We start from the raw sequence: 25,957 nt of genomic DNA, 5'->3' as shown, positions 1-25,957 counted from the left end.
CAGCCCCCGTGGATTTCCTGGGGGCTTTTGCTATCATGTGGCCTCTTTTTTCCGGCGCACCCGGAGCTGACCCGTTTTCAAGGATTCCGCCATGCAACCTCTCAGCGGTCCCGGTGTGCCCGCGGGCGATCGTTCCCCTTTATCTCAGGCCACTGGCCCAACGCGTCCTGGCGGTCCAGCCGGTGAGCAGCCGCTCTCTCCTGCCCAGCGCACCACGCTGGAACGACTGATTGTTCGCATTATGTCTTTGAGTACGCTGAAAGCGCCGGAACTCTGGGCTGGCGTGCGGCATGAAGTCGGGGTGAAGAGTGAGGCCGAGCTGCAATCGCGCCATTTCCCGGCAGCGGAGCAGCATCTCAATGGTCGCTTAACCCAGGTTCAAAACAGCCTCGCTACGCGCCAGCTGCTGCAACAGCTGCTGGAAAAATTGCCGCAGGGCAATAATCGCCAGGCGGTGAGCGAATTTATTCGTCAGCAGTTTAACCAAACGGTGTTGAGCGCGTTGTCGCAGGATCAGCTGCGTCAGGTGTTGACCATGCTGCAAAACGGCCAGATGGCGATTCCGCAGCCGCAGCAAACGCGCGTCTCCGATCGCAGCTTGTTGCCGGCAGAACAGCAATCGCTCAATCAGCAGGTTACGCGCCTTGCAGCGAAAACCGGTGAATCGCCGGTGAAACTGCTGGCCGATACGCTGAAGCTGGTGAATTTGAAAAGTGGCGATCCGATACCATCGCGCCACTTCCCGTTGCTGACGCAATATTTGCAGGTGCGCCAGACGCTGGCTCAGCACAGTGCGCCAACCTTGCAGATGCTGGAAACCTCGCTGCGCCAGCCGTTAACCCATGATGAGCAGCGACTGCTGGAAGATTACAGCCAGCAACGTTTCCAGGCGCTGCCGACCACCGTGCTGACGCCAGCGCAGACGCAGGATCTGCTGAATCTGCTGTTTAGCCGCCGCGCCGAAAAACTGCACGAACAGCCGCTGGCCGATAGCGAAATTCGGCCACAGCCAATCTGGTCGCCGTTTATCCAGATGCTGCCGCAGCCGCTGGCCCAGCGCCCAGCGTTAACGCTGATTGTCGGCATCTTCCTGTTTATCTTCCTGCTGTGGCTGTTTATCTAGCAGCCGCAGTGTGCAGCGGGCGTGCCGAGTGGCCACTCACCCGCTGCCGCGCCCCACGCCATCGGATGGCCATCGCGTTTCCAGAAATCCAGCCCGCCAATCAACTCCTTGACCTGAAAACCCAACGACGCCAGCTTGAGCGCGGCTTTGGTTGAGCCGTTACAGCCGATGCCGTCGCAATAGGTGATGTAAACCTTGCTGCAATCGAGATGCGCCGTGGATTCCGCATTCATAGTGCGATGTGGAAACGAAAGTGCACCGCAAATGTGTCCAGCCTGATAAACCTCGTCAGAGCGCGCATCAATCACCACGATTGCTGTGATGCCCTGCGCCAAATCCTCTGCTAAATCCCACGCATCGGTGTAGTACGCCAGTTTATGTTGCAGATACGCCACGCTTGCGCTGGCGCTGGCTGGGGCAATTTTTAAGACCGCTGACATCGCATTCTCCTGTTGTGATTTCCCCTGAGTTTACGGCAAAGTGGTCTGCATATTGATACCACTTTCACCATAGTGATAAGACCACCGTGACCACATCATTTCTCGCGCTATTTAGCCATCAAACTCAGGGCGGTTTACGTGAGCGACTGTGCAACACCTTGCGTCAGGCCATCGCCAACGGGCATCTGCGGCATGAGCAGAAATTGCCGTCCAGCCGCCAGTTAGCCAGCGATTTATCGCTGTCGCGCGTCACGGTGGAGGCGGCGTATGCGCAGCTAGAAAGCGAAGGTTATCTGCAGCGTCACGGCGGGCGCGGGACCTTTGTTTCGATTCGCATGGCGTCGCCCACCAGCAAAACCCGCATCAAGCGCTCGCCACACTTTTCTCAGCGCGGCCAGCAGGTTTTGGCAACGGGCGGCTGTCAGGATCCGCCCTTTCCGCTCGCCTTTGCCGCCGGTTCACCCGAGTTACGCGCCTTCCCGCATGCGCAGTGGCGTCGCATCAGCAATCAGGTGCAGCGCTCGCTGGGCAGCAAAGTGATGGGCTACGGCGATCCGCTTGGCTTGCCATCGCTGCGGCAGGCGGTGGCGGATTATCTGGCGCTATCACGCGGCGTGCGCTGCACGGCGGAGCAAGTGGTGATCCTCACCAGCTCACAGCAGGCGCTGCAGTTGCTGGCGTTGATGTTCCTTGATGCGGGTGACGAAGTGTGGCTGGAAGAGCCGGGTTATCCCGGCGCGCGCAATGCGTTTCTTGCCGCCGGGGCGCGCTGTCGCGCCATGCCGCTGGATGCAGAAGGTGCGGTGCCGCTCAAAGACAGCGCGAAACTGGTCTATCTGACGCCAGCGCATCACTATCCCACCGGCACAGCCATGAGCCTGGCGCGGCGCTTGCAGTGGCTGGCGTGGGCGCGGCAGCAGGATAGCTGGCTGATTGAGGACGATTACGACAGCGAATTTCACTACGAGGATCGCCCGGCTCCGGCACTGCAAGGATTAGCCGCGGATGGTCGGGTGATTTGCCTCGGCACTTTCTCCAAAACGCTGTTCCCGTCGCTGCGGCTGGCGTGGATGGTGGTGCCGCCACAACTGGTGGAACCGTTGGGCCGCGCGCGCAGCGTGATGGATGGTCATAGCGCATTGCTGCCGCAGGCGATCAGCGCGGAGTTTTTGCAGCAAGGCCATTTCGCCAGCCATTTGCGTCTGATGCGACAACTCTATCGTAGCCGACGTGACTGCTTGCTGCAGCAGATCGAAACGCGCTTAACAACCTGGCTGGAGCCGCTGCCGGCGGCTGGCGGCTTACAGTTAGCAGTGCGGCTGTTACAAGGTGATGAAGCGCGCTTAACCGCCCAGGCGAAAGAGAGCGGATTATTGCTGCCGCGCCTGTCGCCGCTTTATGCCGGTGACGTGCAGCAAGCGGGCTGGCTGCTGGGCTTTGCGGCGCTGACGCCCGGTGAGATTGTCAGCGCCTGCGATAAGCTGGTTACGCTGTTGTCGCAGCCCGCGCAAACGTCCAGGTAACCAGAATGCCCAGCGCCGCACAACAGGCACCCGCGACATAGACCGAGCCATAACCCAGCGCCTTCGCCAGTAAGCCGGTCAACGGGCCGCTGGCTCCGTACGCGATATCCTGAAACGCAGAGAAACCACCAAGCGCGGTGCCGCGAATCTGCGGCGATACGCGCTTGATCACTTCAACGCCCAGCGCCGGGAAGATCAGCGAGCAGCCGCAGCCGGTCAAAGCCGCGCCAATCAGCGCCATCCAGCCAGAAGTGGCGAACGCCAGTAGCAGCAGACCGGCGGTTTCCACCAGCAAAGAGATCATCGCTACTTTTATGCCGCCGTGACGGTCCGGCAAGCCGCCAAAGAACACGCGCACCAGCACAAACGCACAGCCGAAGGCGGTCAGCGCAAAACCGGCGTTGCCCCAGTTTTCCGCAGCAAAATAGAGTGACGTAAAGGTGCCGATCACCGCAAAACCGGTGCCCTGCAGCGCCAGCGCCAGTCCCGGCTGAAAGATGGTTTTCACCACGCTAAGCAGCGATGGGCGCTCACCGCCCACCACCGGCACTTTGCGGATCCAGCCATTAATCGCCAGCGACAGCAGCGGCAACAGCAGCGCAACCGCACCGAGAGCAGCAAAGCCGCCGTACTGATTGATCAGCAAGCCGAGTGGCGCACCGGCTGCCAGCGATCCATAAATCGCCATGCCGTTCCACGACATCACTAATCCGGAACGTTTGCTGCCCACCAATCCCATGCCCCAGGTCAGATTGCCGGTCAGCAGCAGACTTTCGCCGAATCCTAACAGCAAGCGCCCTACCGCCAGCAAACCGAACTTCGCCCACGGAGAAACCGGTAACATCGCGGCCGCCAGATACGCCACGCCCACCAGCGCGATGGCCAGCATGCCGTGCTGCGTGGTGAGTTTCGCACCGTGTTGATCGGCTCGACGCCCGGCAAAGCTGCGTGTCAACAGCGTGGCGAAGAACTGAATCCCCACCGCCACACCAACCATCAGGTTGCTCATGCCGAGTTCATGATGGACATATAGCGGGATCACTGGCAGCGCGAGGCCGGCGGTTAGATAGGTGAGGAACACCGCAAATGAGGTGCAGGCCAGCGGCATAACGGATTGCGTCGGCGCGTCAGCAGTCGTGGGCATGATGGGTCGAACTCCTTGTAATAACCAGACACGCGCTTGCTGCCAAAACAGAAACGGGATATTTGGTTCACGTTAGTGTGAAGTGATAATTTTGTTTCGGATGGAGTGGGAGTGTAGGCAAGCTGAAGGTGGAATGTCAAAACAACAAGGGCCGGATAACCGGCCCTTGTGATATTGCTGGCATAATTAGGTCGCCATGAATGGCGATCCTACGGGATTATGCTGGCAACTTACGCATGGTCAGAGTGGCGTTAGTCCCGCCGAAGCCAAAGCTGTTCGACATCACGGTGGTCAGCGCTTTATCAGTCGGTTTGGTCACGATGTTCAGACCTTTGCCCGCTTCATCCAGCTCTTCCACGTTGATGCTTGGCGCGATGAAACCGTGCTCCAGCATCAGCAAAGTGTAGATCGCTTCCTGCACCCCCGCCGCACCCAGTGAATGACCGGTCATGGCTTTGGTAGCAGACAGTGATGGGCAGTTATCGCCGAACACTTCGCGAATCGCACCCAGCTCTTTCACATCACCAACCGGCGTAGAAGTGCCGTGGGTATTGAGGTAATCGATTGGGGTATCCAGACCTTGCATCGCCATCTTCATGCAGCGCACTGCGCCTTCGCCTGAAGGAGCTACCATGTCTGCGCCATCTGAGGTTGCGCCGTAGCCCACGATCTCAGCATAAATGTGTGCACCACGTGCCAGAGCGTGCTCCAGCTCTTCAACCACCACCATACCGCCGCCGCCAGCGATAACGAAGCCGTCACGGTTGGCATCGTAAGTACGTGAGGCTTTTTCTGGCGTTTCGTTGTATTTGGTCGACAGTGCGCCCATCGCATCGAACTCACAGGCCATTTCCCAGCTCAGCTCTTCACCGCCGCCAGCAAATACAATGTCCTGTTTACCCAGCTGAATCTGCTCAACCGCGTTACCGATGCAGTGTGCAGAAGTAGCACAGGCTGAACTGATGGAGTAGTTCACGCCGTGAATTTTGAACGGGGTTGCCAGGCAAGCAGAAACGCCTGAACCCATCGCCTTGGTCACCACATAAGGACCGACCGCTTTCAGGCCGCGTGGGCTACGCATAGCGTCAGCACCAAATACCTGATAACGCGGAGAACCGCCGCCAGAACCGGCAATCAAACCCACACGTGGGTTTTGCTGATACTGTTCGTCAGTCAGGCCTGAGTCTTTGATCGCTTCGGCCATTGAAAGGTAGGCATAAATAGAGGCATCACTCATAAAACGCACGATTTTGCGATCGATGAGCCCGTTGGTATCCAGTTTGACGTTGCCCCATACGTGGCTGCGCATACCGGCATCTCTCATCTCTTCAGAGAAAGTAATACCGGAACGGCCTTCACGCAGAGAAGCCAGCACTTCTTGCTGGTTATTACCAATGCTGGAAACAATACCCAGGCCAGTAATCACTGCACGTTTCATTCAATAATCCTCGTTCCACATATTTGGATGACGTGCACTCTAGCGTACAGTTGTAAGCCGAACAAGTCCGATCAGCCATTTCCCTTTGTAAATTTGCGTCATGTGACGTCTATCGCTAAACTCGCGCCACTGCCTGAAATATGAGCCTTTCCCGTGAAATTAACCCCGGTTGAACACGCCCAAATAAACTGGAATGAACAGGGTACACCTGTGTCCCGAGCGTTCGGCGACGTCTATTTCTCCAACGATAATGGACTGGAGGAAACGCGCTATGTCTTCCTCGATGGCAACCATATTCCGCACCGTTTTGCTGAACATTCGCGCGATTTATTTATTGTCGCCGAGAGCGGTTTTGGGACTGGTCTGAACTTTCTTACCCTGTGGCAAGCCTTCGATCGCTTCCGAAATGAGCAACCCAACGCCACTTTGCAACGCTTGCACTTCATCAGCTGCGAGAAATTCCCGCTGACGCACACCGATCTGGTTGCCGCGCATGCCCATTGGCCTGAGCTGCAGCCGTGGGCCGAGCAGCTGCAACAGCAGTGGCCGCAGGCATTACCGGGCTGTCAGCGCCTGCTGTTTAACGGCGGCGAAGTCACGCTGGATCTCTGGCTTGGTGATATTAACGCGCTAATTCACACCTTTGATGACAGCCTCAATCGTCAGGTGGATGCGTGGTTCCTTGATGGCTTCGCGCCGGCGAAAAATCCTGAGATGTGGACGCCAGCGCTGTTCGCCGCGATGGCGCGTCTCGCCCGGCCGGGCGGCACGCTGGCGACTTTTACCGCGTCGGGGTTTGTGCGACGCGGGTTGCAGGACGCCGGTTTCAGTATGCAGAAGCGCAAAGGCTTTGGTCACAAGCGTGAAATGCTGGTCGGCGTGCTGGAGCAAGCCGCTGCATTGCCGCACAGCCAGCCGTGGTATGCGCGCCCACCGGCAGGCAGCAATGAAGTAGCGCTGATTGGCGGCGGCGTCGCCAGCGCAGTATTGGCGCTGGCGCTGCTGCGACGCGGTTGGCGCGTAACGCTCTACTGCGCCGATGACGCGCCCGCGCTGGGCGCATCCGGCAATCGTCAGGGCGCGCTCTATCCGCTGCTGAATCAGCACGATCCCGCGCTGGCCACCTTCTTCCCGGCGGCTTTTGGTTTTGCCCGACGTCTATACGATCGGCTGCCAGTGGAGTTTGAGCATGACTGGAGCGGCGTGTTGCAGCTGGGCTGGGATGATAAAAGCGCGGAGAAAATTGCGCAGATGCTCAACATGGCACTGCCGCATGACATCGCGTACGGTGTTAATAAAGAAGAAGCGCAACAGCTGGCGGGCGTTGAACTTGATGTCGGCGGGATTTTTTATCCGCAAGGCGGCTGGCTGTCGCCTGCACAGCTGACCAGCAATCTGCTGGAATACGCGCAATCGCGGGGATTACGCCTGCACTGGCTACATCGCGTCACGCAATTAACGCGCGATGAAGATCGCTGGACGCTGCACTTTGATGAGCAGCCGCCGGTGCAGCATTCCCAAGTGGTGCTGGCGAATGGTCACGCGTTGCTGGAACTTGAGCACAGCAAAACGCTGCCGGTGTACGCGGTGGCGGGACAAGTGAGCCACGCGCCGACTAATCCGTCGTTGGGCGCGCTGCGCACCGTGCTGTGTTACGACGGCTATCTCACGCCGGTCAGCCCGAACTTCGCCACCCATTGCATCGGCGCCAGCTATCATCGTGGCGATACCGCCACAGATTTCCTCGCCGACGATCAGCAGAAGAATCGCCAACGGCTGATTAACTGTCTGCCGCAGAGCCAATGGCCGCAACAGGTTGATGTGTCCGATAACCAGGCGCGCAACGGCGTGCGCTGTGCCACGCGCGATCATCTGCCGATGAGCGGCAGTGCGCCAGATTATGAAGCGACACTCGCGCAATACGCCGATCTGCCAGAACAGCGTGCGCGCGGTGCAAGTGTAGCCGATGCGCCGGTGCATAACGGTTTGTTTGTGTTGGGCGCATTAGGTTCGCGTGGTTTGTGCAGCGCACCGCTGGCAGCCGAAGTGCTGGCGGCGCAGATGAGCGGCGAACCGCAGCCGCTGGATGCAGCCACGCTGGCGGCGATGAGTCCGAATCGCTATTGGGTGCGAAAACTGCTGAAGGGTAAAAAAGCGGGTCGATAATCTACGGGGCGAGCGATCGCCCCGAGACGTTAAGCGGTTTGACGGGCCTGCAGGAACAGATTGTCCCACATGCCGGTGACCAGCGCCTGATCGCGTGGCGACAGTTCGCCAGCAGCAATGGCTTTTTGCAGGCTGTTGGTGACGTGAGTTTGCAGCGCTTCCGGCGTGTGTTCACCGCTCAGCTCAATCTCCGCCACTGCCAGGGTCAGATGACCACGCAGATAGCCGCCTGCAAACAGCTCGTCATCGCTGGCGTGATCGACCATGTCATCAATCAGGGCCAGAATGCGGGTTTCAAATTCTACGATCATCTCTTCCTCTCTTCTTATAACCTTCGCGGATTACAGATCTTCCGGCCAGGGGAATTGTGCCGCCGTCAGTGGCGGCGTGCCGTAATAATTCGTCAGTGCATCGATGAAGCGGGCTGGTCGTGCCGGAATGCCCTGCTGCAGATACGTCATCACCTGTGCATGCACCTTGCGCTGAAACGCTATGCGATCTGGCTCACAATCGCCTTCGAGATTGTCACAACTTACGTTGAAGGGAAAGCCCGCCGCCACGCAGAATAACCACTCCAGCGCCTGCGGTTTTACCTCAACCGATTCGAACTGGCTCTGCGTTTGCGCATCGCGTCCGTCCGGACAATACCAATAACCAAAATCCACCAGCTTGCGGCGCGCTTCACCGGCAATGCACCAGTGGGAAATTTCATGCAGTCCGCTGGCATAGTAGCCGTGCGCGAACACCACGCGATTCCACGGTGAGGTTTCATCCGCTGGAAGATAAATAGGTTCGTCGTCGCCTTTAATTAGACGGGTCTGAAAATCGTCAACGAAACAGCCATCAAAGATGGTAATCAGCTGATCGTAATGGTGTGTTGTACTCATAATTTTTAATCTTAAAAAAAACCGGCGCCATTGTCGCATTGGCAGCCGGTCTTGACGAGTGTTGGATTACAGCGTGGCCAGCCAGGCCATCAATTCTGCGCCGTGACTGTCCCATAACAATTTAGCGCTCATTACCGCAGAAACGATCACTACCATGGGGCGAATCAGTTTCTGACCACGGCTCAATACCAGCCTGGCGCCGAGGCGAGCGCCGATAAAGGCGCCGAGCAACATAATCGCGCCGGTGCCCCACACCACTTTTCCGCCGAACATAAAGAACAGCAAACTGCCAAAATTCGAGGTGAAATTTAGGATTTTGGCGTGGGCGGTGGCTTTCGCCAGATTGAAACCGCACAGCGTAACGAAGGCCAGCGCATAGAATGAGCCGGCACCGGGGCCAAAGAAGCCATCGTAGAAGCCGACGCAGCCGCCGCCTACCAGCGCATAGGGCAAACCGTGCAGACGACGTTCGCGATCGGCTTCACCCAAACGCGGCATCAGCAGAAACCACAAACCGATGCAGATCAGCAGCAGCGGTAAGATTTGGCGCAGTACATCCGCTTGTAAGTGCTGAATCAAAATGGTGCCAGCAATCGCGCCGAGGAAGGTCATGGCGATATTCAGCCACTGCTCGCTCAGATTCACCGCACCACGTCGGATGAAATAGAGGCTGGCGGAGAACGATCCGCCGACCGATTGCAGCTTATTGGTGGCTAACGCCTGTGCCGGAGAGAGCCCGGCCGCCAGCAAAGACGGCACGGTAAGCAGGCCGCCGCCGCCAGCGATCGAATCGATAAACGCCGCCAGCACTGCCACAAAAAACAGCACACAAAGGATGAGTGGGCTGACAACGAACCAATCCATTGAAATACCTACAGAAGATGCTTATCAAGTAAAGCCTGGCAAGACGGCGGCAATGGCGGCGGCGTTTTCTTCACCGGCGGCGTGCTGCCTGGCTTTTTCGGCAGGAACCAGCTGTCCAACTCAGCGCCACAGCCATCACCCGCCGGTTGAGGTGCCTGGTCTTCACATTCAAGGCTCCCCGCCGGACAACGCAGACGCACGTGCATGTGCGCACGATGAGCAAACCACGGACGCACTTTATTCAGCCACGCGCGATCGCTGCCAGCATCGGCACAAAGCTGCCTTTTGATTGCTGGATTGACGAAGATACGCGTCACTTCATCATCTTTCGCCGCCAGTTTAATCAGGCTATCGATTTGCGGCTGCCAGTGACGCGCAATCACCTGTTTATCATCGGCAGAAACCAGATCGAGCGGCTGCGGCTTGAGCAACTGCTGCGCCGTCCAGCGGGTTTTCGGCAGCTGCAGCCAGATATCGACGTCTAAACCAGTTTGATGGCTGGCGTGGCCGCTGCTAAAACGTCCACCCGCCGCCATGCCCATATCGCCAATCAGCACTTGTCCCAGCTGAAGCTGATGAACTTGGGTGCTGAGACGCTGAATAAAGGCGATCAGATCGGGATGGCCGAAATAGCGGCGCTGATCCTGGCGCATCACCTGATAATTGGGTGAGTTAAGCGGCAACTGCTGCGCACCCACAATACAGCCGTTGGCGAAGCCGCCAATTGACTGCGGGCTGCCGGCAATCGGCTGATGAATTTGCTGCCACGGCGTGGCGGCAATGGCGGCCGCACTGCATAGCAGCGCGGCACAGATAATGAGCAGACGGCGCATCATCGGGTTTACCAGCGCGGAACGCTGCTGTTGACGTCACCGTTTTGCGCACGTTGGCGCAGCAGGTGATCCATCAACACAATCGCCATCATCGCCTCGGCGATCGGCACGGCGCGAATGCCGACGCACGGATCGTGACGACCTTTGGTGATCATCTCGACTTCTTCACCCTCGCGGGTGATGGTGTTGCCTGGCACGGTGATGCTGGAGGTCGGTTTCATCGCCAGATTGGCGCTGATGGTTTGGCCGCTGCTGATGCCGCCCAGAATGCCGCCCGCGTGGTTACTCTGGAAACCGTTGGCACGAATCTCATCGCGATGTTGACTGCCGCGCTGATTGATCACCGCAAAACCGTCGCCGATCTCCACGCCTTTCACCGCATTGATGCTCATCAGCGCATGCGCTAAATCCGCATCCAGACGATCAAATACCGGCTCGCCCAGGCCCGGCGGCACGTTCTCTGCCAGCACGGTAACTTTGGCGCCGATGGAATCGCCCTCTTTTTTCAGGCCGCGCATCAGCTCATCCAGCGCTTCCAGTTTGGAGGCATCCGGGCAGAAGAACGGGTTCTCTTCCACGATGCTCCAGTCTTTCAGCTCGCAGGCCACATCGCCAATCTGCGCCAGATAGCCGCGCACCACGATGCCGTGCTTCATCTGCAGATACTTCTTGGCAATCGCCCCTGCCGCCACGCGCATCGCGGTTTCACGCGCCGAAGAGCGGCCGCCGCCACGATAGTCGCGCAGGCCGTATTTCTGCTCGTAGGTATAATCGGCATGGCCAGGACGGAATAGATCTTTGATGGTGCCGTAATCCTGTGAGCGCTGGTCGGTGTTCTCAATCAGCAAACCGATTGAGGTTCCCGTCGTCACGCCCTCAAACACGCCGGACAAAATTTTCACCTGATCCGGCTCGCGGCGCTGCGTGGTATAGCGCGAAGTGCCAGGACGACGACGATCGAGATCGTGCTGGATGTCGGCTTCCGTCAGCGGAATGCCGGGTGGCACACCGTCAACGATGCAGCCCAGCGCAATACCATGCGACTCGCCAAAAGTGGTTACGCGAAAAACTTGTCCGATGCTGTTTCCGGCCATGCTGGTTCCTTGTTGCGATGTTGCGGGCGAGCGCTCGCCCTCTTATTTAGTCTTTGTAAAATGAGAAGTGATGCTGTGCCGCCACGATTTGCTCGCGCGTCAGCATAAACACGCCGTCACCGCCGTTATCAAACTCCAGCCAGGTAAACGGCACGTCTGGATACTGATCGATCATGTGCACCATGCTGTTACCCACTTCGCAAATCAGCACGCCTTGCTCGGTGAGGTAATCCGGCGCACAGGCCAGAATGCGACGCACCAGTTTCAGGCCGTCGCTGCCCGCCGCCAGACCCAGTTCCGGCTCGTGGCGGTATTCGTTCGGCAGATCGTCCATATCCTCGGCATCCACATACGGCGGATTGGTGACGATCAGATCGTATTTCACCGGCGGCAAGTTGCGGAACAGATCGGCGCGGATTGGCGTGACGTGGTTCAGCAGGCCATGCTCTTCGATATTCTGCTCGGCGACAGCCAGCGCATCGGTGGAGATATCGACTGCATCCACTTCCGCTTCCGGGAAGGCGTAAGCGCAGGCAATGGCGATGCAGCCGCTGCCGGTACACATATCCAGAATGTGATGAGGCGAATCGCTGATCAAACCGGCAAAGCGGTTCTCAATCAGTTCACCAATCGGTGAACGCGGCACTAATACGCGCTCATCAACGTAAAATTCGTGGCCGCAGAACCAGGCTTTGTTGGTGAGATACGCCACCGGAATACGCTCGTTGACGCGGCGAATCACGCGCTCAACAATGCGATGACGCTCGCTGGCAGTCAGGCGCGCATTGCGCATATCTTCTGGAATATCCAGCGGCAGCCACAGCGTTGGCAGAACCAGTTGGACTGCTTCGTCCCAGGGATTATCCGTGCCGTGGCCGTACCAAATGCCTGCCGCCGAAAAACGGCTGACAGCCCAGCGCAGCATGTCCTGAATGGTGTGCAGTTCATTCACTGCCTCATCGACGAATATCTTGTCCACGTAGCCCTCCGCAGGCCATAAAATCAATCGGCCGATAGTGTGCCACGAAGCCGGGCAGAATTCAGCGCAGCGAGGCGAAAAAGCTGACATTTGTTAACAGTAACGGTTAAGGTATGCCACCGGCTGTTTAACCAGCCTTTTCTGACCCAACCACAGAGCCATGAGTAAGAAAACGCCGCTAAGCCAGGACGATCAGGAGATGTTCCGCCAGTTAATGAGTGGAACCCGCAAGCTGAAACAGGACACTATCGTGCATAAACCGGTAGTGAAAACGCGCGAAGTACCGCTTAAACGCCTGCTTTCAGAACAGGTCGATAATAGCCATTATTTTTCAGACGAGTTTCAGCCGTTGCTGTCGAGCGAAGGTCCGGTGCGCTACGTGCGCGCGGATGTCAGTCATTACGAGCAGAAGAAATTGCGTCGTGGCGATTACACGCCAGAAATTTTTCTTGATCTGCATGGCTTAACGCAGATGCAGGCCAAGCAGGAACTCGGTGCGTTGATTGCCGCCTGTCGCCGCGAACATCTGTTCTGCGCCAGCGTGATGACCGGGCACGGCAAACACATCCTCAAGCAGCAAACACCGCTGTGGCTGGCACAACATCCGCATGTGATGGCGTTTCATCAGGCACCGAAAATGTTTGGCGGCGACGCCGCATTGTTGGTGTTGATTGAGGTGGAAGAGTGGCAACCGCCTGAACTGCCGTAAAGGCTGCGGTAAAAAAGGATAGGGCCGCATTTGTAAGCGGCCCATAGAGCGGAATTACATCGCTTTAGCCAATTTTGACGGGCTGACCTGCCACTCCAGCTTGCCTTCGCAGGCCTCTGCATCAAATTTTACGCAGGCTATTGCCGAGGTCGCGAACATCGGCGGCGCTTCCTGCGGGCAGAGTTCAGACACCAGATAACCCACCAGCGGCAGATGCGAAATCACCAGCGCCGATTTAACCCCTTTTTGTGCCAGCGCCTGCAGATAGCAGGCCACCATGCCTGGATCGCCGCCCGGCGTCAGTTCCGGCAAGACATCCTGCCCTTCTGGCAATTTCAGGGTTTCGCGCACCGTGGCGAGCGTTTGCTCGGCACGCAGGTAAGGACTGACTAATACCCGATCAATTTCTGGCGTTTTGCCGTTGAGCCAGCTCGCCATCGCTCTCGATTCATCACAGCCACAGAGTGTGAGAGGTCGAACGGAATCACTCGCTGCTTCCAGAGCTGCATCGCCATGACGCATGATAAAAACTTGCATAAAGCACCGCTGTTGTTTGTCGATATCTGCCGGTACCACAGCACCAGACGCTTCATTCTGCGAATGAACGGTGTGTTTTACCCCAATGGCTTCAGTATAGTCAACCGGTTGTTTATTAAATAAGCATATCTCAGAATGGTGCCGCGCTTGCCGCTGCGCGGCCCGCTGACTAACCCGCTGAATCTGTGCGCCTATTCACGATTGTGCAGAAGTGTAAAAATTCGTTTGCTGTTCTGACATTGCGATCAGCGCCTCACTCGGCGCAAAACGCTCGCCATGTTGCTGCATTAATGACCTTAATGCTTTGACGATATCGCCAATGCCGCGCTGATCCATATAGCGGAACGGACCGCCGAGGAACGGCGGAAAACCGATGCCAAATACCGCCGCAATATCGCCATCACGCGCGTTGCGGATCACCGCTTCATCCAGACAGCGTGATGCTTCGTTCAGCATCATCAATACGCAGCGCTCAGCGATCTGCGCTTCGCTCTGCTTCGCCTGCGGTTTGATATTCAGTAGTGAATAAAGGGACGCATCGACTTTGCGTTTTCCCGGCCAGCGCGAACGTTGATAGAGGTAAAACCCTTTTTGGTTTTTGCGCCCTTTTCTTCCGTCGGCCAGAATGGCGTTCGCGGCGTTGGGGGCGTTGAAACGTGAACCGTAAGCCTGCTCGAGAATCGGGCTGATTTTGCTGCCGACATCAATGCCCACTTCATCCAGCAGCTGCAGCGGCCCAACCGGGAAACCGAATTTCACTAACGCGCGGTCGATATGCTCAATCGGCTCACCTTCTTGCAAGCAGTGCATCGCTTCATTTATATAGGGCGCGAGAATGCGGTTAACGTAAAAGCCGGGACGATCCGCCACCACCACCGCCGTTTTGCCTTGCTGTCGCGCCAGCTGCACGGTGTTCGCCAGCGTTTGCGCCGAGGTGTTGGCATGCGGAATCACCTCCACCAGCGGCATTTTTTCCACCGGGCTGAAGTAGTGCAGGCCGATAATATTTTCTGGTCGCTGCGCATTGGCGGCAATGTCGGCAATCGGCAGCGACGAGGTATTGGAAGCGAAAATGGTGTGCGGCTGGCAATGGCTTTCGATTTCCCTGACCATCTGCTGCTTGAGCGCCAGATCCTCAAATACAGCTTCAATCACCAGATCGCGCTGGCTGAACCCCTGGTAATCGGTGCCACCGCTGATGCGCGCCATCTGCTGCTGGCGTTCGGCGGCTTTTAGCTGACGCCGCTTCACCTTGTTGCTCAGCAGATCCCAGCTGTATTGCAGCGCATGATTCACGCCGACCAGATTGATGTCTTTAATGCGCACTGGCAAACCGGCTTTCAGCGCCGTAACGCTGGCGATGCCGCCGCCCATCAAACCGCCGCCGAGCATGCCAATCTGCTTCAGCACTTGCGGCTCGACACTGGCCATCGACTCTTTCTTTAAGGCCGTTGAGGCGAAGAACAAACTGCGCAGCGCGGCCGATTCTGGCGTCATCACCAGTTGGCCAAAGGCGCGCGCTTCCGCTTCGTGTCCGGCGCTGCTGCCCTGCTCCAGACCGATGCGCACCACGTCAAGAATGCGCTGGGCCGCTGGATAGTTGCCCTGGGTTTTGCTGTGGGTTTGCCGCTGCGCCAGCGAGAACAGCACCTGACGCGCGATTGGTCCCTGCAGAAAACGATCGCGGCGCGAAAGCTCCCGCCGTGCGCCTTTTCCTTTGTGTACGCGCGCAAGCGCCGTTTCCAGCAGAATTGATTGCGGCACCGCGTCATCGACAATCCCCAGCTTGAGCGCCTGTTTAGCGCGCAGCTGTTTGCCGGTGAGGATCAGCGGCAGCGCCTGCTGTACGCCAATCAGGCGCGGCAAACGTTGCGTACCGCCAGAACCCGGCAGCAGACCGAGCTGTACTTCCGGCAAACCGAGGCGCGTTTTGTCATCCAGCGAACAGATGCGCGCATCGCAGGCCAGCGCCAGTTCCAGACCACCGCCGAGGCAAGCTCCGTGAATCGCCGCCACCACCGGAAACGGTAGCGCGGCAATCATCGCCATCACATCTTGTCCCTGCTTTGCCAGCGCCTCAGCTTCCTGCGCCGTTTTGCAGCTGGCGATCATGCTGATATCCGCACCGGCAACAAAGTTGTCTGGCTTACCGGAGATCAACACTAATCCGGCCAACTCCTGATGGCTGCGCGCTTCGTCCAGCACCGCTTTAATCTGCAGCACAAATTCGGCCTTCAGCGTGTTCATCTTCTCGCCCGGCACATCGATGGTGATCACACCGACGTGGTCGAGGCGCATGTGTAAATGAAAGGCGGATTCGCTCATTATTCGGCCTCCAAAACCATTGCCGTACCCAAACCGCCTGCCGCGCAGGCGGTGACCAATCCCAATCCGCCACCGCGCCGCCGCAGTTCCTGCAGCGTTTGCGTGATCATGCGTGCGCCAGTGGCGGCAAACGGATGACCATAAGCTATCGATCCGCCAAGCACGTTAAAGCGTTCTTCATTGACTTCACCTAACGCATGCGGACGATTCAGCACCTCGCGCGCAAAGCGTTCGTCACGGAACATTTTCAGGTTGGCTAAGGTTTGTGCGGCAAAGGCTTCGTGCATATCAATCAGCGTCAGATCGTTGAGCGTGATGCCGGCGCGCTCCAGCGCCAGCGGCGAGGCGTAGGCCGGTCCAAGCAGCATATCCTGCCAGACATCAATCGCCGTAAAAGCATAGCTGCGCAGATAGCCGAGCGGCTGAATGCCGAGTTCGCGCGCGCGCCCTTCACGCATCAGGATCACCGCTGCGGCACCATCGGTCAGCGGCGTGCTGTTGGCGGCGGTCACCGAACCGTGGCGACGATCAAACGCCGGGCGCAGTTTGGCGTAATCGGCGGCGCTGGCGTTGAAGCGAATATTGTTGTCCTGCTCGATGGGCGCTTTCCACGGCGGCACAAATGCGGGCATCACTTCCTGGCTTAACACGCCCGATTGCCAGGCGCGCGCCGCATGCTGGTGCGAACGCAGCGCTAACGCGTCCTGCTGTTCACGCGTGATGCCGTGACTTTTCGCCATCTGCTCGGCGGTATCGCCCATGCGTAATCCGGTGGAATACTCCGCTACCGCCGGTGGCACCGGCAAGAGATCGCGCGGACGCAAATGACGCAGGATGCTGAGTTTTTGACTAAAGCTGCGCGCTTTGTTGAGATCCACCAGCGCACGAGCCAGAGTTTTACTGACGCCAATCGGCAGCACCGAGGATGAATCCGCGCCACCGGCAATGCCGGCATCGATGGTGCCCGCCATTAAACTTTCCGCCACGTTTGCCACCGCCTGAAAACTGGTGGCGCAGGCGCGGCTAACGCTATAGGCATCGGTATGCACGCCTAATCCGCTGCTCAGAACAATTTCACGCGCAATATTGGGCGCTTCCGGCATCTGCACCACCTGGCCAAACACCAGTTGATCGATAATCTCGACCGGTAATTCGCTGCGCGCCATCAGTTCGCTGATCACCATGCGCCCCAGCTCCAGCGCGGGAATGCCGTGGAAATCGGTCGCCTGGCGGGCAAAAGGGGTGCGTAATCCGTGGGTTATGGCGATACGTTCGCCCTGACGCGTCAGCAGCGGCTGCGCTTTGCTCATTGCAATCACCTGTATTTTTCGACCGGGGCATCATTGCCAAACAGGTCTGACCTGATCATCAGTGTTAACTAAGTGTTGCTAAGTAGCCAATAAGCAGAGGAAAAAAGTGCGAGGGAATACACGAAAATGAGTTAAGGCTGCCGAAGGGGTTTCGGCAGCGGCATGATTAGCGTAGGCCGAGCTGGAAAATCAGGGTTTCGGCCTGGCAGGCAAAGGTGAAGTCGATAGACAGACGCACCGCGTCGCCTTCATTGGCAAAATCCGCGCGAATATCGCAAGGATCGGATTCCACCTGACGCGCGCGCTCAGTCAAATGCGCCAGCATCGCTTCCGCCGCATGGCGATCGGCAAACACGCCAGACCAGCTTGCGGTGCAATCGGTGTTATCCATCACGGTTCCCACATCGACACAGCAGCAGGCCGCCGTTTCGTTGGCATTACACTTTTTAATGGCATCAGTCATGATTCTCTCCTGACGATAATTTCAACATAATCGGATTATTTTCTGCCGCAAAGTGTACGCCTGCTGCGTTTTCACATCCACGATCAAGCCGCTAAGTGACGAATATCACACTAAAAATTGATCCACAGCAAAATTGAACGCTATGTTTAAGTCGAACCGCTAAGATTTTGTTAAGCAGATCTGATTTTATCGATCAAATCAGAAATATTTAAAAAACAATATTGCAACAAATACACAGGTCGGACCTATACTCGTCGCACTGGTCTGATATGTGGTTTTGCCATCAGTCCCTACAATTCGCCGCTCTTTGTTACGCGACGTAACAACGTTAAATAATAAATCTAGATGAGGTTGTGGTCATGAACCATAAAAACCTGTTTGCAAAGTCAGCTGTGGCAGCTGCAGTAACGCTCGTCTGTTCTCATGTTTACGCCGCGGGCTTTCAACTGAATGAATTCTCAGCAATTGGTTTAGGTCGTGCATATTCCGGCGAAGGTGCGATGGGTGATACCGCCGCCTCTGCCAGCCGTAACCCGGCAACCATGGCGTTAATGGATCGCCCTTCTTTCTCTATCGGCGCGGTTTATATTGATCCCGAAGTGGATATTAGCGGTCAGAGCCCGACTGGTCGCAGCCTCGATGCCAAAAATATCGCCCCAAATCAGTGGATCCCTAATCTTCACTATGTGCACCCAATTAACGATCAGTGGTGGATTGGTGCATCTGCGACCTCAAACTATGGTTTAGCAACCGAATTTAATGACGGCTATACCGCAGGTGGTTATGGCGGCAAAACCGACCTGATGACCGGTAATTTTAATATCAGCACCGCTTACCGACTGAATGAGAATTTCAGCTTCGGTATCGGCTTTGATGCGGTCTACGCAAAAGCGAAAATTGAGCGCTATGCCGGTGAAGCAGGTGCCGTGGCAGGATTGCCAGCCGATACCCAGATTGCGCATTTAAAAGGTGATGAATGGGGTTACGGCTGGAACGCCGGCATCCTGTACGAAGTGGATAAAAATAACCGCTTTGGCTTTACCTACCGCTCAGAAGTAAAAGTCGACTTTGACGGCGACTACAAAAGCAACATCCCCACCGCCTTTAACGGTACACCGCAGGCACTGGCTTTAGGCCTGCCTTACGGCACCAGCGGCACCACGATTCCAGGTTCTCTGACTTTGAATCTGCCAGAGATGTGGGAAGTGTCCGGCTGGCATAAAGTGGCACCGCAATGGGCGGTTCACTATAGCCTGACTTATACCAGCTGGAGTCAATTCCAGGAGTTGAAAGCCACCGGCAGCAATGGCCAGACGCTGTTCTATAAGGATGAAAGTTTCCACGATGCCTACCGTATCGCGTTGGGTACCACTTACTTCTACGATGATAACTGGACCTTCCGTACCGGCATCGCCTTTGATGACAGCCCGGTTCCGGCCGATAAGCGTTCTATCTCAATCCCGGATCAGGATCGTCTGTGGCTGAGTGCCGGTGCGTCTTACGCCTTCAATGAAGATGCTTCTGTCGACCTGGGTATTTCTTACATGCACGGTCAGAAAGTCACCGTGAAAGAAGGCCCGTATACCTTTAACTCTGAAGGTAAAGCCTGGCTGTACGGCGCGAACTTTAACTACAAGTTCTGATACGTAGCTTGATAAAAAAAGGCGACTCATTGAGTCGCCTTTTTGTTTTATTCAGAATCAATATCTTTCAGATCGTCCTGAATCGCACTGGCGTTCGGATTATCTTCCGGCTTCAGCTTACCGCCGTTGGCAATAAAGTCATGTCGCTGGAAGTAGGCATTACGAATAAAGGCGTACGGATCTTGCTGCTGACGCAAAATGGCGTCCGAATCCAGCAACTGCGCACGGGTTTCAATCCCTTCCAGCGTCCATTTACCTACCGAGATCGGCCAGCTCAACCAGCTTAAGACCGGATAGAGCGTATCAACGAAGTCACCGCCATCTTCACGGATGGTGAAGCTACCGTAGGCCGGCAATTCAACATACGGGCCGTAACCGACGCCATAACGTCCCAGCGTGCTACCAAAGCGATGCGGCACTTCACGCGCCAGTGCCGGATTGGCTTTGCCCGCCACGTCGATAAAGCCACCCAGCCCTAACACGGTGTTCAGGAAGAAGCGGGTGAAGTGGATGCCTGCCTGGCGCGGTTCACCCACCAGAATGGCGTTGACCATGCTGGCGGGCTCTTCAACGTTGGATAACACATTACTGATGCCGCTACGAGCCGGCACCGGCACATAATCGCGCCAGGCGACTGCCACCGGACGCAGAACATACGGATCCAGCACGTTGTAGTTGAAGTTAAACATCGTGCGGTTAAAGCCTTCCAGCGGATCGCTGCGCTGCGCAGGTTCCGTATTTTCAGCCGGTTTTGAGCTGGCACAACCCACCAGCAGTAAGCTGGCTAACGCCAAACCGGTCAGGCGGTTATTCATTCTTCTCTCCCTGTGCGGATCAGTAAGGTATCGCTTCAGGGCTGCTGTTGATTAATTTCCACAGCCAGTTGCTGATGACCATCCCAGGGTGTAACTGCGCTTAAACCCAACCAGTCGCCAGACTGTGGATTGGCACTGCCATCGCGCGAAATGCGCACCCTGACTTGCACCTGATGCTGTGCCGAAAGCAGGCGATCGGGCATCATGGCATTGCTGTCATCGAGCGTGAGCGATAACGGGAAGTGGCTCAGCGGTAAACGCTTTACAGCCACAGGCACCGGTGAAACACCGTCAGACACAGAAATATACAACACTCCGCCTTGCGGTAACATTTTTTCTGCCTGCGGCGTCAAACTCACCGTCAATGCCAGGCTGCTATTTTGCTGTCCCGCGTCGGTTTTCGCTTGTTCAATGCTGCGCTCGATCATGGTGATGCGGCGATCGCCTGCCGGTAACAGTTTCAACATCACCTGCCATGCCCCAATCGCCTCGTTGTACTGCTGCTGTTCAAAGGCGTTAAACGCCAGCAGACTCAGCGTGCGCACATCGCTGTGATCGCGTTTAAGCAGCGCTTTCAGCAACACGTTGGCCTGACGGTTATCCTGCGGATCGCTGGAGCGCGTCAGCACTTCGGCATAATCCTGCTGCAGTTCGATGTTGTCTGGCGCCAGCTGTAGCGCATGTTCAAATGCCTGGCTGGCATCGGTGGCGTTATTCAGCACCATCCCTAAGCGGCCCAGCATCGCCCAATCGTTGAGGTTTGAAGAGTCATTTTGCAGCGAGCTGCGCAGACCCAGCTGCAGACGCGCCAGCTCTTCCATAGTCAGCGGCTTAGCCTGGGGATCCATCACGCGCGCGCGTAAGGCAGGATACTCTTGTTGCACGCTAACAAACGCGGTTTGCTGCGTGAGTCCGCCGGTTTTCAGATACACGCCAACCGATACCACCAGCAGCACAATCACGCCCGGCAGCAACACCCAGCGACTGCTGCGATGAATGGTCGCGGCATCCTGCTGCGGCACATCGGTTAACAGCGTTTGTTGCAGTTCGCGCACCATTTCCGGGCGCTCAGCCACCACGCCCTCTTCTTCATCGCGCTCCAGCTCGCGCAGGCGTTGCTGATAGAAATCGGTGTTGAGACGGTCGCGATCGCCACTGCTGGCCTCGCGCTGGCGCCAGCCGGCACGCAGAAACAGCGCAATAGCCGCCAGCAGTAAAATAATCAGGGTAATCCAGAATCCAGTCATTACGGCTTCCCGTCACGCTTGAGTAACGCCGCAAGGCGCTGTTGTTCACTGTCGTCGAGTTCGCTACGCGCTTTGCCGCGACGATTACGCAGAATAATGATCAGCGCGCCCAACACCACAAACAACGCTGGACCCACCCACAAAATCAGCGTGGAAGGCGTTACCGGCGGCTCATACGTCACGAAATTACCGTAACGCGCCACCATGTAATCAATAACCTGCTGGCGGCTTTCGCCCTGCTTCATCAACTCGTAGACTTTGAGACGCATATCCGACGCGATCATCGCATTGGAATCGGCAATGCTGTTGTTCTGGCATTTCGGGCAACGCAGCGATGCGGTGAGCTCGCGGTATTGCTCTTCCTGCTGCATTGAATCGAACTGATAAGTATCAATCGCCGCCCACAGGCTGGTGCTGAGCAGAATGCCCACTAACAGTAGAAGCAGCCGTTTCATACGCCCGCCTCCTTGTTGTATTTGTCCCACAGCGGTTTCACTTCTTCGAGCCAGACGCGATCGTTCATGTCGCCTGCGTGGCGATAACGGATGATCCCTTTGCCGTCGATCAGGAAGGTTTCCGGTGCGCCGTAAACGCCGAGATCGAGACCGAGCATCCCGTTGCCGTCATACAAGCTGAGCGCATAAGGATTGCCCAGCGTGTTCAGCCAGGTCACTGCTTTAGTGCGATCGTCTTTATAGTTGAGGCCAACCACGCGAATGCCTTTTTCCGCTAGCGTATTGAGGTATTGATGCTCCGCGCGGCAGGTTGGGCACCAGGTCGCCCAGACGTTGAGCAGAATCGGTTTGCCGTTGGTCAGCACCTGCTGATCATAGATTTTGCCCGGCTGATCCAGCGCTTCCAGTTTGAATACGGGTACCGGTTTGCCGATCAACGCTGATTCGAGACGCGTTGGATCATCGCCGTTGGCATTTCGCGACAGCTGCCACAGCAGCGCCGCGGCCAGCAGCAGAAACAGAACTAACGGGATAAACAGGATTTTTTTGTTCATGCCAGCTCCTCGCGCTGCTCTTTTTTACGTGAGCGATAGCGCGGATCGAACAGGCAGAACAAGCCGCCCACCGCCATAAACACGCCGCCGTACCAGATCCAGCGCACAAACGGTTTGTAGTAAATCCGCACCGCCCACGAACCGTCATCCAGCTCTTCGCCCAGCGCCGCATACAGATCGCGGGTGAAACCGCCGCTGATCGCCGCTTCGGTCATCATGGTGCGCGCGGCTGCATAGAAGCGTTTTTCCGCCTGCATCACCGCTTCCAGCTTGCCGTTGCGCGTCACTTCAATCACCGCCACGCCGCCGCTGTAGTTCGGCCCTTGCAGGTTGCGCACGCCGTGGAAGGTAAAGTGATAATTGTGAATATCTACGGTGTCGCCCGCCTTCATGCGCACATCACGCTCAACGCTGTACTGGGTGCTAAAGGCGATACCAACCACGGTCACCGCCACGCCTAAATGCCCCAGCACCATGCCCCAATGGCTGCGCGATAGATGTCGTAAACCTTTGAAGAAAGAGTGGCGATGGGTGGCGCGCTCGTGCAGTTCCATCAACGTCAACATAATCACCCAGATCGACATCAGCAGGCCGATAACCGTCATCGCCTCAATGCGATCCTGCAGCAGCCACGGCAGGGCGATCGACAGAATCAGCGTCACCAACAGGCCCACGCCAAGGCGTTTCCACAGTTTCTGTGGTTGGTCACGACGCCAGCGCACCAGCGGACCGATACCGAGCATCAGCGCGAGCGGTGCCATCAGCCAGGTAAACATGGTGTTGAAAAACGGTTCGCCCACCGAGATGCTGCCGAGACCGAGCTGTTTATGCACCAGCGGCAGCAGCGTACCGAGTAACACCACCAGCATCGCGGCGATCAGCAACACGTTATTACCCAGCAGGAAGGATTCGCGTGACCAGGCTTCGCTCTGTACGCGGCTGCGCACCTGACCGCCTTTCAGCGCGTACAGCAGCAGCGAGCTGCCAATCACAATCACCAGGAAGGCGAGGATAAACATGCCGCGCGCCGGATCGGAGGCGAACGAGTGCACGGAAACCAGCACGCCGGAGCGCACGAGGAAAGTGCCAAGCAGGCTTAACGAGAACGCGGTGATCGCCAGTAACACCGTCCACGACTTGAAGCTGCCGCGCTTTTCCGTCACCGCCAGCGAGTGCATCAGCGCGGTACCAGCCAGCCACGGCATAAAGGAGGCGTTTTCGACCGGATCCCAGAACCACCAGCCGCCCCAGCCGAGTTCGTAATAAGCCCACGCCGAACCGAGGACGATACCGATAGTCAGGAAGACCCACGCGGCGGTGGTCCACGGACGTGACCAGCGCGCCCATGCGGTATCCAGACGTCCGGCCATCAGCGAGGCAATGGCAAACGCAAAGGCCACCGAGAAGCCGACATAACCCATGTACAGCAGCGGCGGATGGAAGATCAGCCCGATATCCTGCAGCATCGGGTTGAGGTCGCGTCCATCAATCGGGAAGTTTGGCAAAGTGCGGGTAAACGGATTCGAGGTGAGAATAATAAACAGCAGGAAGCCGAGGTTAATCATGCCCATCACCGCCAGCACGCGCGCCAGCGCATCCTGCGGCATTCCACGGCTGAAAATCGCCACCGCCAGCGTCCAGGTGCTGAGCAACAGCACCCACAACAGCAGTGAACCTTCGTGCGCACCCCAGGTTGCCGCGATGCGATAATAGACCGGCAGCAAGGTGTTGGAGTTGGTGGCGACATAGCCAACGGTAAAGTCATTCACCACAAAGGCGTGCACCAACACCACAAAAGAGGCGGCGACACAGATAAACGTGCCCCAGGTCAACGGGCGCGCCATGGCCATCAAACGCGCATCCTGCCGCGCAGCGCCCCACAACGGATAGACGCTCAACAGGAGCGCTAAAGCCAGCGCCAGACACAGCAGAAAGCTACCAATTTCCGGCATCATGATTGCGCACCCGACTGCTGATAAGCTGCCGCAGGTCCTGTGTGATTCTTCTTCATGGCATCTTCAATTTCGGGAGGCGTATATTTTTCATCGTGTTTCGCCAGCACTTCTTTGGCGTTCACCAGATTGCCCTCTTCCAGCACGCCTTGCGCTACCACGCCCTGCCCTTCACGGAACAGGTCCGGCAGAATGCCTTCATAGGTCACACTGACCACGCCGTTGGCGTCATACAGTTTGAAAGAGACGGCGAGCGTTTTCGGATCGCGCTTTACGCTGCCCGGCATCACCATGCCGCCAATGCGCAAGCGCTGGCCTGGCTCAGGCTTCTGATGATCTTCACCTTTGCCGTTGATAATTTCACTCGGGGTATAAAACAGGTCGATGTTGGAACGCAGCGCGTACATCACCAGCGCAGTCGCCAAGCCAAGCCCGATCAACACCGCGATCGCCACATAGAGGCGATTACGACGACGGATATTCACACGGATTCTCCCGCTGCTCCACTGGCAGCTTTTTTCGATTTAGCCGCGCGAATGCGGCGCTCCCTGGACTGACGCTGGCGAATTTCCGCCAGCAAACGGCGGCGGAACAGCACGGTGTGCAGCACCAGACCGAATAACGGGATCAACGTGAGGATAACGGCGAGCCAGACGTAAAAGGCATAGCCGCCCATGGCGAAGAAATCGCTCCACGATGCAAAGGCTGGCGTCATGATTTGCTTCCTCCCTGCGCCACATCAATCGCCCACGGACGATGACGCTCGGTGAATAGAATCAAATTGCGCAGGCGCATTAAGGTCAGCGCACCAAACACCAGCAGGTAACCGAGAATGGACCAGCGCAGCGGTGTGCGCATGCTTGGATCGATGGCCTGCTGCAGAATGCCTGATGAGCCCTGATGCAGCGTGTTCCACCATTGCACCGAGAAGTGAATGATCGGCAGATTAACTACGCCAACCAGAATCAAAATGCCGGCGGCGCGCCCGGCGGTGCGGCGGTCTTCAAAGGAGTGATACAGCGCGATAACGCCCATATAGAGGAACAGCAGCACCAGCTCAGATGTCAGGCGTGCATCCCAGATCCACCAGGTTCCCCACATCGGTTTACCCCAGGCGGAGCCGGTAATCAGCGCGATAAAGGTGAACACCGCGCCAATCGGCGCCATCGCCGCCGAGACCAGATCGGCCATCTTCATCTGCCACACCAGGCCGATAAACGCCGCGATTGCCATTGACGCGTACACGCCCATCGACCACATCGCTGCAGGCACGTGAATGTACATAATCCGGAAGCTGTTGCCCTGCTGATAATCCGCCGGTGCAAAGCCGAAGCCCCAGACCCAGCCGAGTAACAGCGTGCCAAAACCCAGCACAGCGAACCACGGAATCAAGCGACCGCATAGCTGGTAAAGCCGCTCAGGCTTTGCCCACTGGTGTAACCATTTCCACATTTTG

At 57.1% G+C, this 25,957-nt stretch carries 26 protein-coding genes; 5 read left to right on the top strand and 21 right to left on the bottom strand.

Annotated elements, in window-relative coordinates:
* Nucleotides 1-91: 91 nt before the first annotated feature.
* Entirely contained in the window at nt 92-1,123 is a 1,032-nt protein-coding gene (gene flk / locus K5Y30_RS14975) for a flagella biosynthesis regulator Flk (RefSeq protein WP_222184614.1), read from the top strand.
* On the opposite strand, the gene K5Y30_RS14970 is transcribed toward flk, so the two are convergent.
* Nucleotides 1,120-1,563, bottom strand: a complete 444-nt coding sequence (locus K5Y30_RS14970) for a rhodanese-like domain-containing protein (RefSeq protein WP_222184612.1) — start codon at nt 1,561-1,563, stop codon at nt 1,120-1,122. The two genes, flk and K5Y30_RS14970, sit on opposite strands and share 4 nt — an antisense overlap.
* A gap of 86 nt (nt 1,564-1,649) precedes the next feature.
* Between K5Y30_RS14970 and K5Y30_RS14965 the strand changes: the two genes are divergently transcribed.
* Nucleotides 1,650-3,086 (top strand): PLP-dependent aminotransferase family protein, encoded by a 1,437-nt coding sequence (locus K5Y30_RS14965; RefSeq protein ID WP_222211964.1) that lies wholly within the window; start codon nt 1,650-1,652, stop codon nt 3,084-3,086.
* On the opposite strand, the gene K5Y30_RS14960 is transcribed toward K5Y30_RS14965, so the two are convergent.
* Complete coding sequence (locus tag K5Y30_RS14960) at nt 3,049-4,230, bottom strand: MFS transporter (protein WP_222211962.1); 1,182 nt, start codon at nt 4,228-4,230, stop codon at nt 3,049-3,051. The two genes, K5Y30_RS14965 and K5Y30_RS14960, sit on opposite strands and share 38 nt — an antisense overlap.
* A 217-nt stretch (nt 4,231-4,447) precedes the next feature.
* A complete protein-coding gene (gene fabB, locus K5Y30_RS14955) occupies nt 4,448-5,668 on the bottom strand; it encodes a beta-ketoacyl-ACP synthase I (protein ID WP_110866552.1) in 1,221 nt (406 codons plus the stop codon).
* Between the two features lie 153 nt (nt 5,669-5,821).
* On the opposite strand from fabB, the gene mnmC reads away from it, so the two are divergent.
* Nucleotides 5,822-7,834: a bifunctional tRNA (5-methylaminomethyl-2-thiouridine)(34)-methyltransferase MnmD/FAD-dependent 5-carboxymethylaminomethyl-2-thiouridine(34) oxidoreductase MnmC gene (gene mnmC, locus K5Y30_RS14950; RefSeq protein ID WP_222211960.1), complete on the top strand. Its 2,013-nt coding sequence runs from the start codon at nt 5,822-5,824 to the stop codon at nt 7,832-7,834.
* A gap of 29 nt (nt 7,835-7,863) precedes the next feature.
* Here mnmC and K5Y30_RS14945 read toward each other — a convergent pair whose 3' ends face one another.
* From K5Y30_RS14945 to prmB, 6 genes are all read right to left on the bottom strand, one after another.
* Complete coding sequence (locus K5Y30_RS14945; RefSeq protein ID WP_008101252.1) at nt 7,864-8,145, bottom strand: YfcL family protein; 282 nt, start codon at nt 8,143-8,145, stop codon at nt 7,864-7,866.
* Nucleotides 8,146-8,175: 30 nt separating this feature from the next.
* On the bottom strand, nt 8,176-8,721 hold the full coding sequence (locus tag K5Y30_RS14940; protein WP_101763626.1) for an elongation factor P hydroxylase: 546 nt from the start codon (nt 8,719-8,721) through the stop codon (nt 8,176-8,178).
* A 66-nt stretch (nt 8,722-8,787) separates the two neighbouring features.
* A complete protein-coding gene (locus K5Y30_RS14935; RefSeq protein ID WP_101763625.1) occupies nt 8,788-9,585 on the bottom strand; it encodes a sulfite exporter TauE/SafE family protein in 798 nt (265 codons plus the stop codon).
* An 8-nt stretch (nt 9,586-9,593) separates the two neighbouring features.
* Nucleotides 9,594-10,421 (bottom strand): penicillin-insensitive murein endopeptidase, encoded by an 828-nt coding sequence (mepA, locus tag K5Y30_RS14930; RefSeq protein ID WP_370445554.1) that lies wholly within the window; start codon nt 10,419-10,421, stop codon nt 9,594-9,596.
* A gap of 5 nt (nt 10,422-10,426) precedes the next feature.
* On the bottom strand, nt 10,427-11,512 hold the full coding sequence (gene aroC, locus K5Y30_RS14925) for a chorismate synthase (RefSeq protein WP_101763624.1): 1,086 nt from the start codon (nt 11,510-11,512) through the stop codon (nt 10,427-10,429).
* Nucleotides 11,513-11,558: 46 nt separating this feature from the next.
* Complete coding sequence (gene prmB / locus K5Y30_RS14920; RefSeq protein WP_110866547.1) at nt 11,559-12,491, bottom strand: 50S ribosomal protein L3 N(5)-glutamine methyltransferase; 933 nt, start codon at nt 12,489-12,491, stop codon at nt 11,559-11,561.
* Between the two features lie 160 nt (nt 12,492-12,651).
* Here prmB and smrB point away from each other — a divergent pair, with 160 nt between their 5' ends.
* Complete coding sequence (gene smrB / locus K5Y30_RS14915; protein ID WP_101763622.1) at nt 12,652-13,200, top strand: endonuclease SmrB; 549 nt, start codon at nt 12,652-12,654, stop codon at nt 13,198-13,200.
* A gap of 54 nt (nt 13,201-13,254) precedes the next feature.
* Here smrB and sixA read toward each other — a convergent pair whose 3' ends face one another.
* From sixA to K5Y30_RS14895, 4 genes are all read right to left on the bottom strand, one after another.
* A complete protein-coding gene (gene sixA, locus K5Y30_RS14910) occupies nt 13,255-13,737 on the bottom strand; it encodes a phosphohistidine phosphatase SixA (protein WP_222211958.1) in 483 nt (160 codons plus the stop codon).
* Nucleotides 13,738-13,932: 195 nt separating this feature from the next.
* Complete coding sequence (gene fadJ / locus K5Y30_RS14905; protein ID WP_222211956.1) at nt 13,933-16,062, bottom strand: fatty acid oxidation complex subunit alpha FadJ; 2,130 nt, start codon at nt 16,060-16,062, stop codon at nt 13,933-13,935.
* The gene (fadI, locus tag K5Y30_RS14900) at nt 16,062-17,372 is read right to left on the bottom strand and encodes an acetyl-CoA C-acyltransferase FadI (protein ID WP_217548754.1); all 1,311 of its coding nucleotides are present in this window, start codon (nt 17,370-17,372) and stop codon (nt 16,062-16,064) included. The genes fadJ and fadI overlap by 1 nt, the downstream gene beginning before the upstream one ends.
* Before the next feature lie 166 nt (nt 17,373-17,538).
* Nucleotides 17,539-17,835: a YfcZ/YiiS family protein gene (locus K5Y30_RS14895; protein WP_101763619.1), complete on the bottom strand. Its 297-nt coding sequence runs from the start codon at nt 17,833-17,835 to the stop codon at nt 17,539-17,541.
* 359 nt (nt 17,836-18,194) lie between these two features.
* Here K5Y30_RS14895 and fadL point away from each other — a divergent pair, with 359 nt between their 5' ends.
* On the top strand, nt 18,195-19,478 hold the full coding sequence (gene fadL / locus K5Y30_RS14890; protein ID WP_101763618.1) for a long-chain fatty acid transporter FadL: 1,284 nt from the start codon (nt 18,195-18,197) through the stop codon (nt 19,476-19,478).
* A gap of 47 nt (nt 19,479-19,525) precedes the next feature.
* On the opposite strand, the gene mlaA is transcribed toward fadL, so the two are convergent.
* Genes mlaA through K5Y30_RS14850 form a run of 8 tightly spaced genes read right to left on the bottom strand, consistent with a single transcriptional unit; the run spans nt 19,526 to nt 25,953 of the window.
* The gene (gene mlaA / locus K5Y30_RS14885; RefSeq protein ID WP_101763617.1) at nt 19,526-20,293 is read right to left on the bottom strand and encodes a phospholipid-binding lipoprotein MlaA; all 768 of its coding nucleotides are present in this window, start codon (nt 20,291-20,293) and stop codon (nt 19,526-19,528) included.
* A 35-nt stretch (nt 20,294-20,328) separates the two neighbouring features.
* Entirely contained in the window at nt 20,329-21,540 is a 1,212-nt protein-coding gene (gene ccmI / locus K5Y30_RS14880) for a c-type cytochrome biogenesis protein CcmI (protein WP_222211954.1), read from the bottom strand.
* A complete protein-coding gene (locus tag K5Y30_RS14875) occupies nt 21,540-21,995 on the bottom strand; it encodes a cytochrome c-type biogenesis protein (RefSeq protein ID WP_222211952.1) in 456 nt (151 codons plus the stop codon). The genes ccmI and K5Y30_RS14875 overlap by 1 nt, the downstream gene beginning before the upstream one ends.
* Nucleotides 21,992-22,549, bottom strand: coding sequence for a DsbE family thiol:disulfide interchange protein (locus tag K5Y30_RS14870; protein WP_222211950.1), 558 nt, complete (start codon nt 22,547-22,549; stop codon nt 21,992-21,994). The genes K5Y30_RS14875 and K5Y30_RS14870 overlap by 4 nt, the downstream gene beginning before the upstream one ends.
* Nucleotides 22,546-24,504, bottom strand: a complete 1,959-nt coding sequence (locus tag K5Y30_RS14865) for a heme lyase CcmF/NrfE family subunit (RefSeq protein WP_222211948.1) — start codon at nt 24,502-24,504, stop codon at nt 22,546-22,548. The genes K5Y30_RS14870 and K5Y30_RS14865 overlap by 4 nt, the downstream gene beginning before the upstream one ends.
* On the bottom strand, nt 24,501-24,986 hold the full coding sequence (gene ccmE, locus K5Y30_RS14860) for a cytochrome c maturation protein CcmE (RefSeq protein ID WP_008101293.1): 486 nt from the start codon (nt 24,984-24,986) through the stop codon (nt 24,501-24,503). Before ccmE ends, K5Y30_RS14865 begins: the two co-directional genes overlap by 4 nt.
* Nucleotides 24,983-25,216, bottom strand: a complete 234-nt coding sequence (gene ccmD, locus K5Y30_RS14855; RefSeq protein WP_101763612.1) for a heme exporter protein CcmD — start codon at nt 25,214-25,216, stop codon at nt 24,983-24,985. The genes ccmE and ccmD overlap by 4 nt, the downstream gene beginning before the upstream one ends.
* On the bottom strand, nt 25,213-25,953 hold the full coding sequence (locus K5Y30_RS14850; protein ID WP_222211946.1) for a heme ABC transporter permease: 741 nt from the start codon (nt 25,951-25,953) through the stop codon (nt 25,213-25,215). The genes ccmD and K5Y30_RS14850 overlap by 4 nt, the downstream gene beginning before the upstream one ends.
* Between the last annotated feature and the right edge of the window lie 4 nt (nt 25,954-25,957).

The sequence above is a fragment of the Pantoea sp. DY-5 genome (assembly GCF_019795955.1).
Classification (GTDB): domain Bacteria; phylum Pseudomonadota; class Gammaproteobacteria; order Enterobacterales; family Enterobacteriaceae; genus Pantoea; species Pantoea leporis.
Note: the sequence above shows the minus strand (reverse complement) of the source record. Positions and strands in the feature narration are given on the sequence as shown.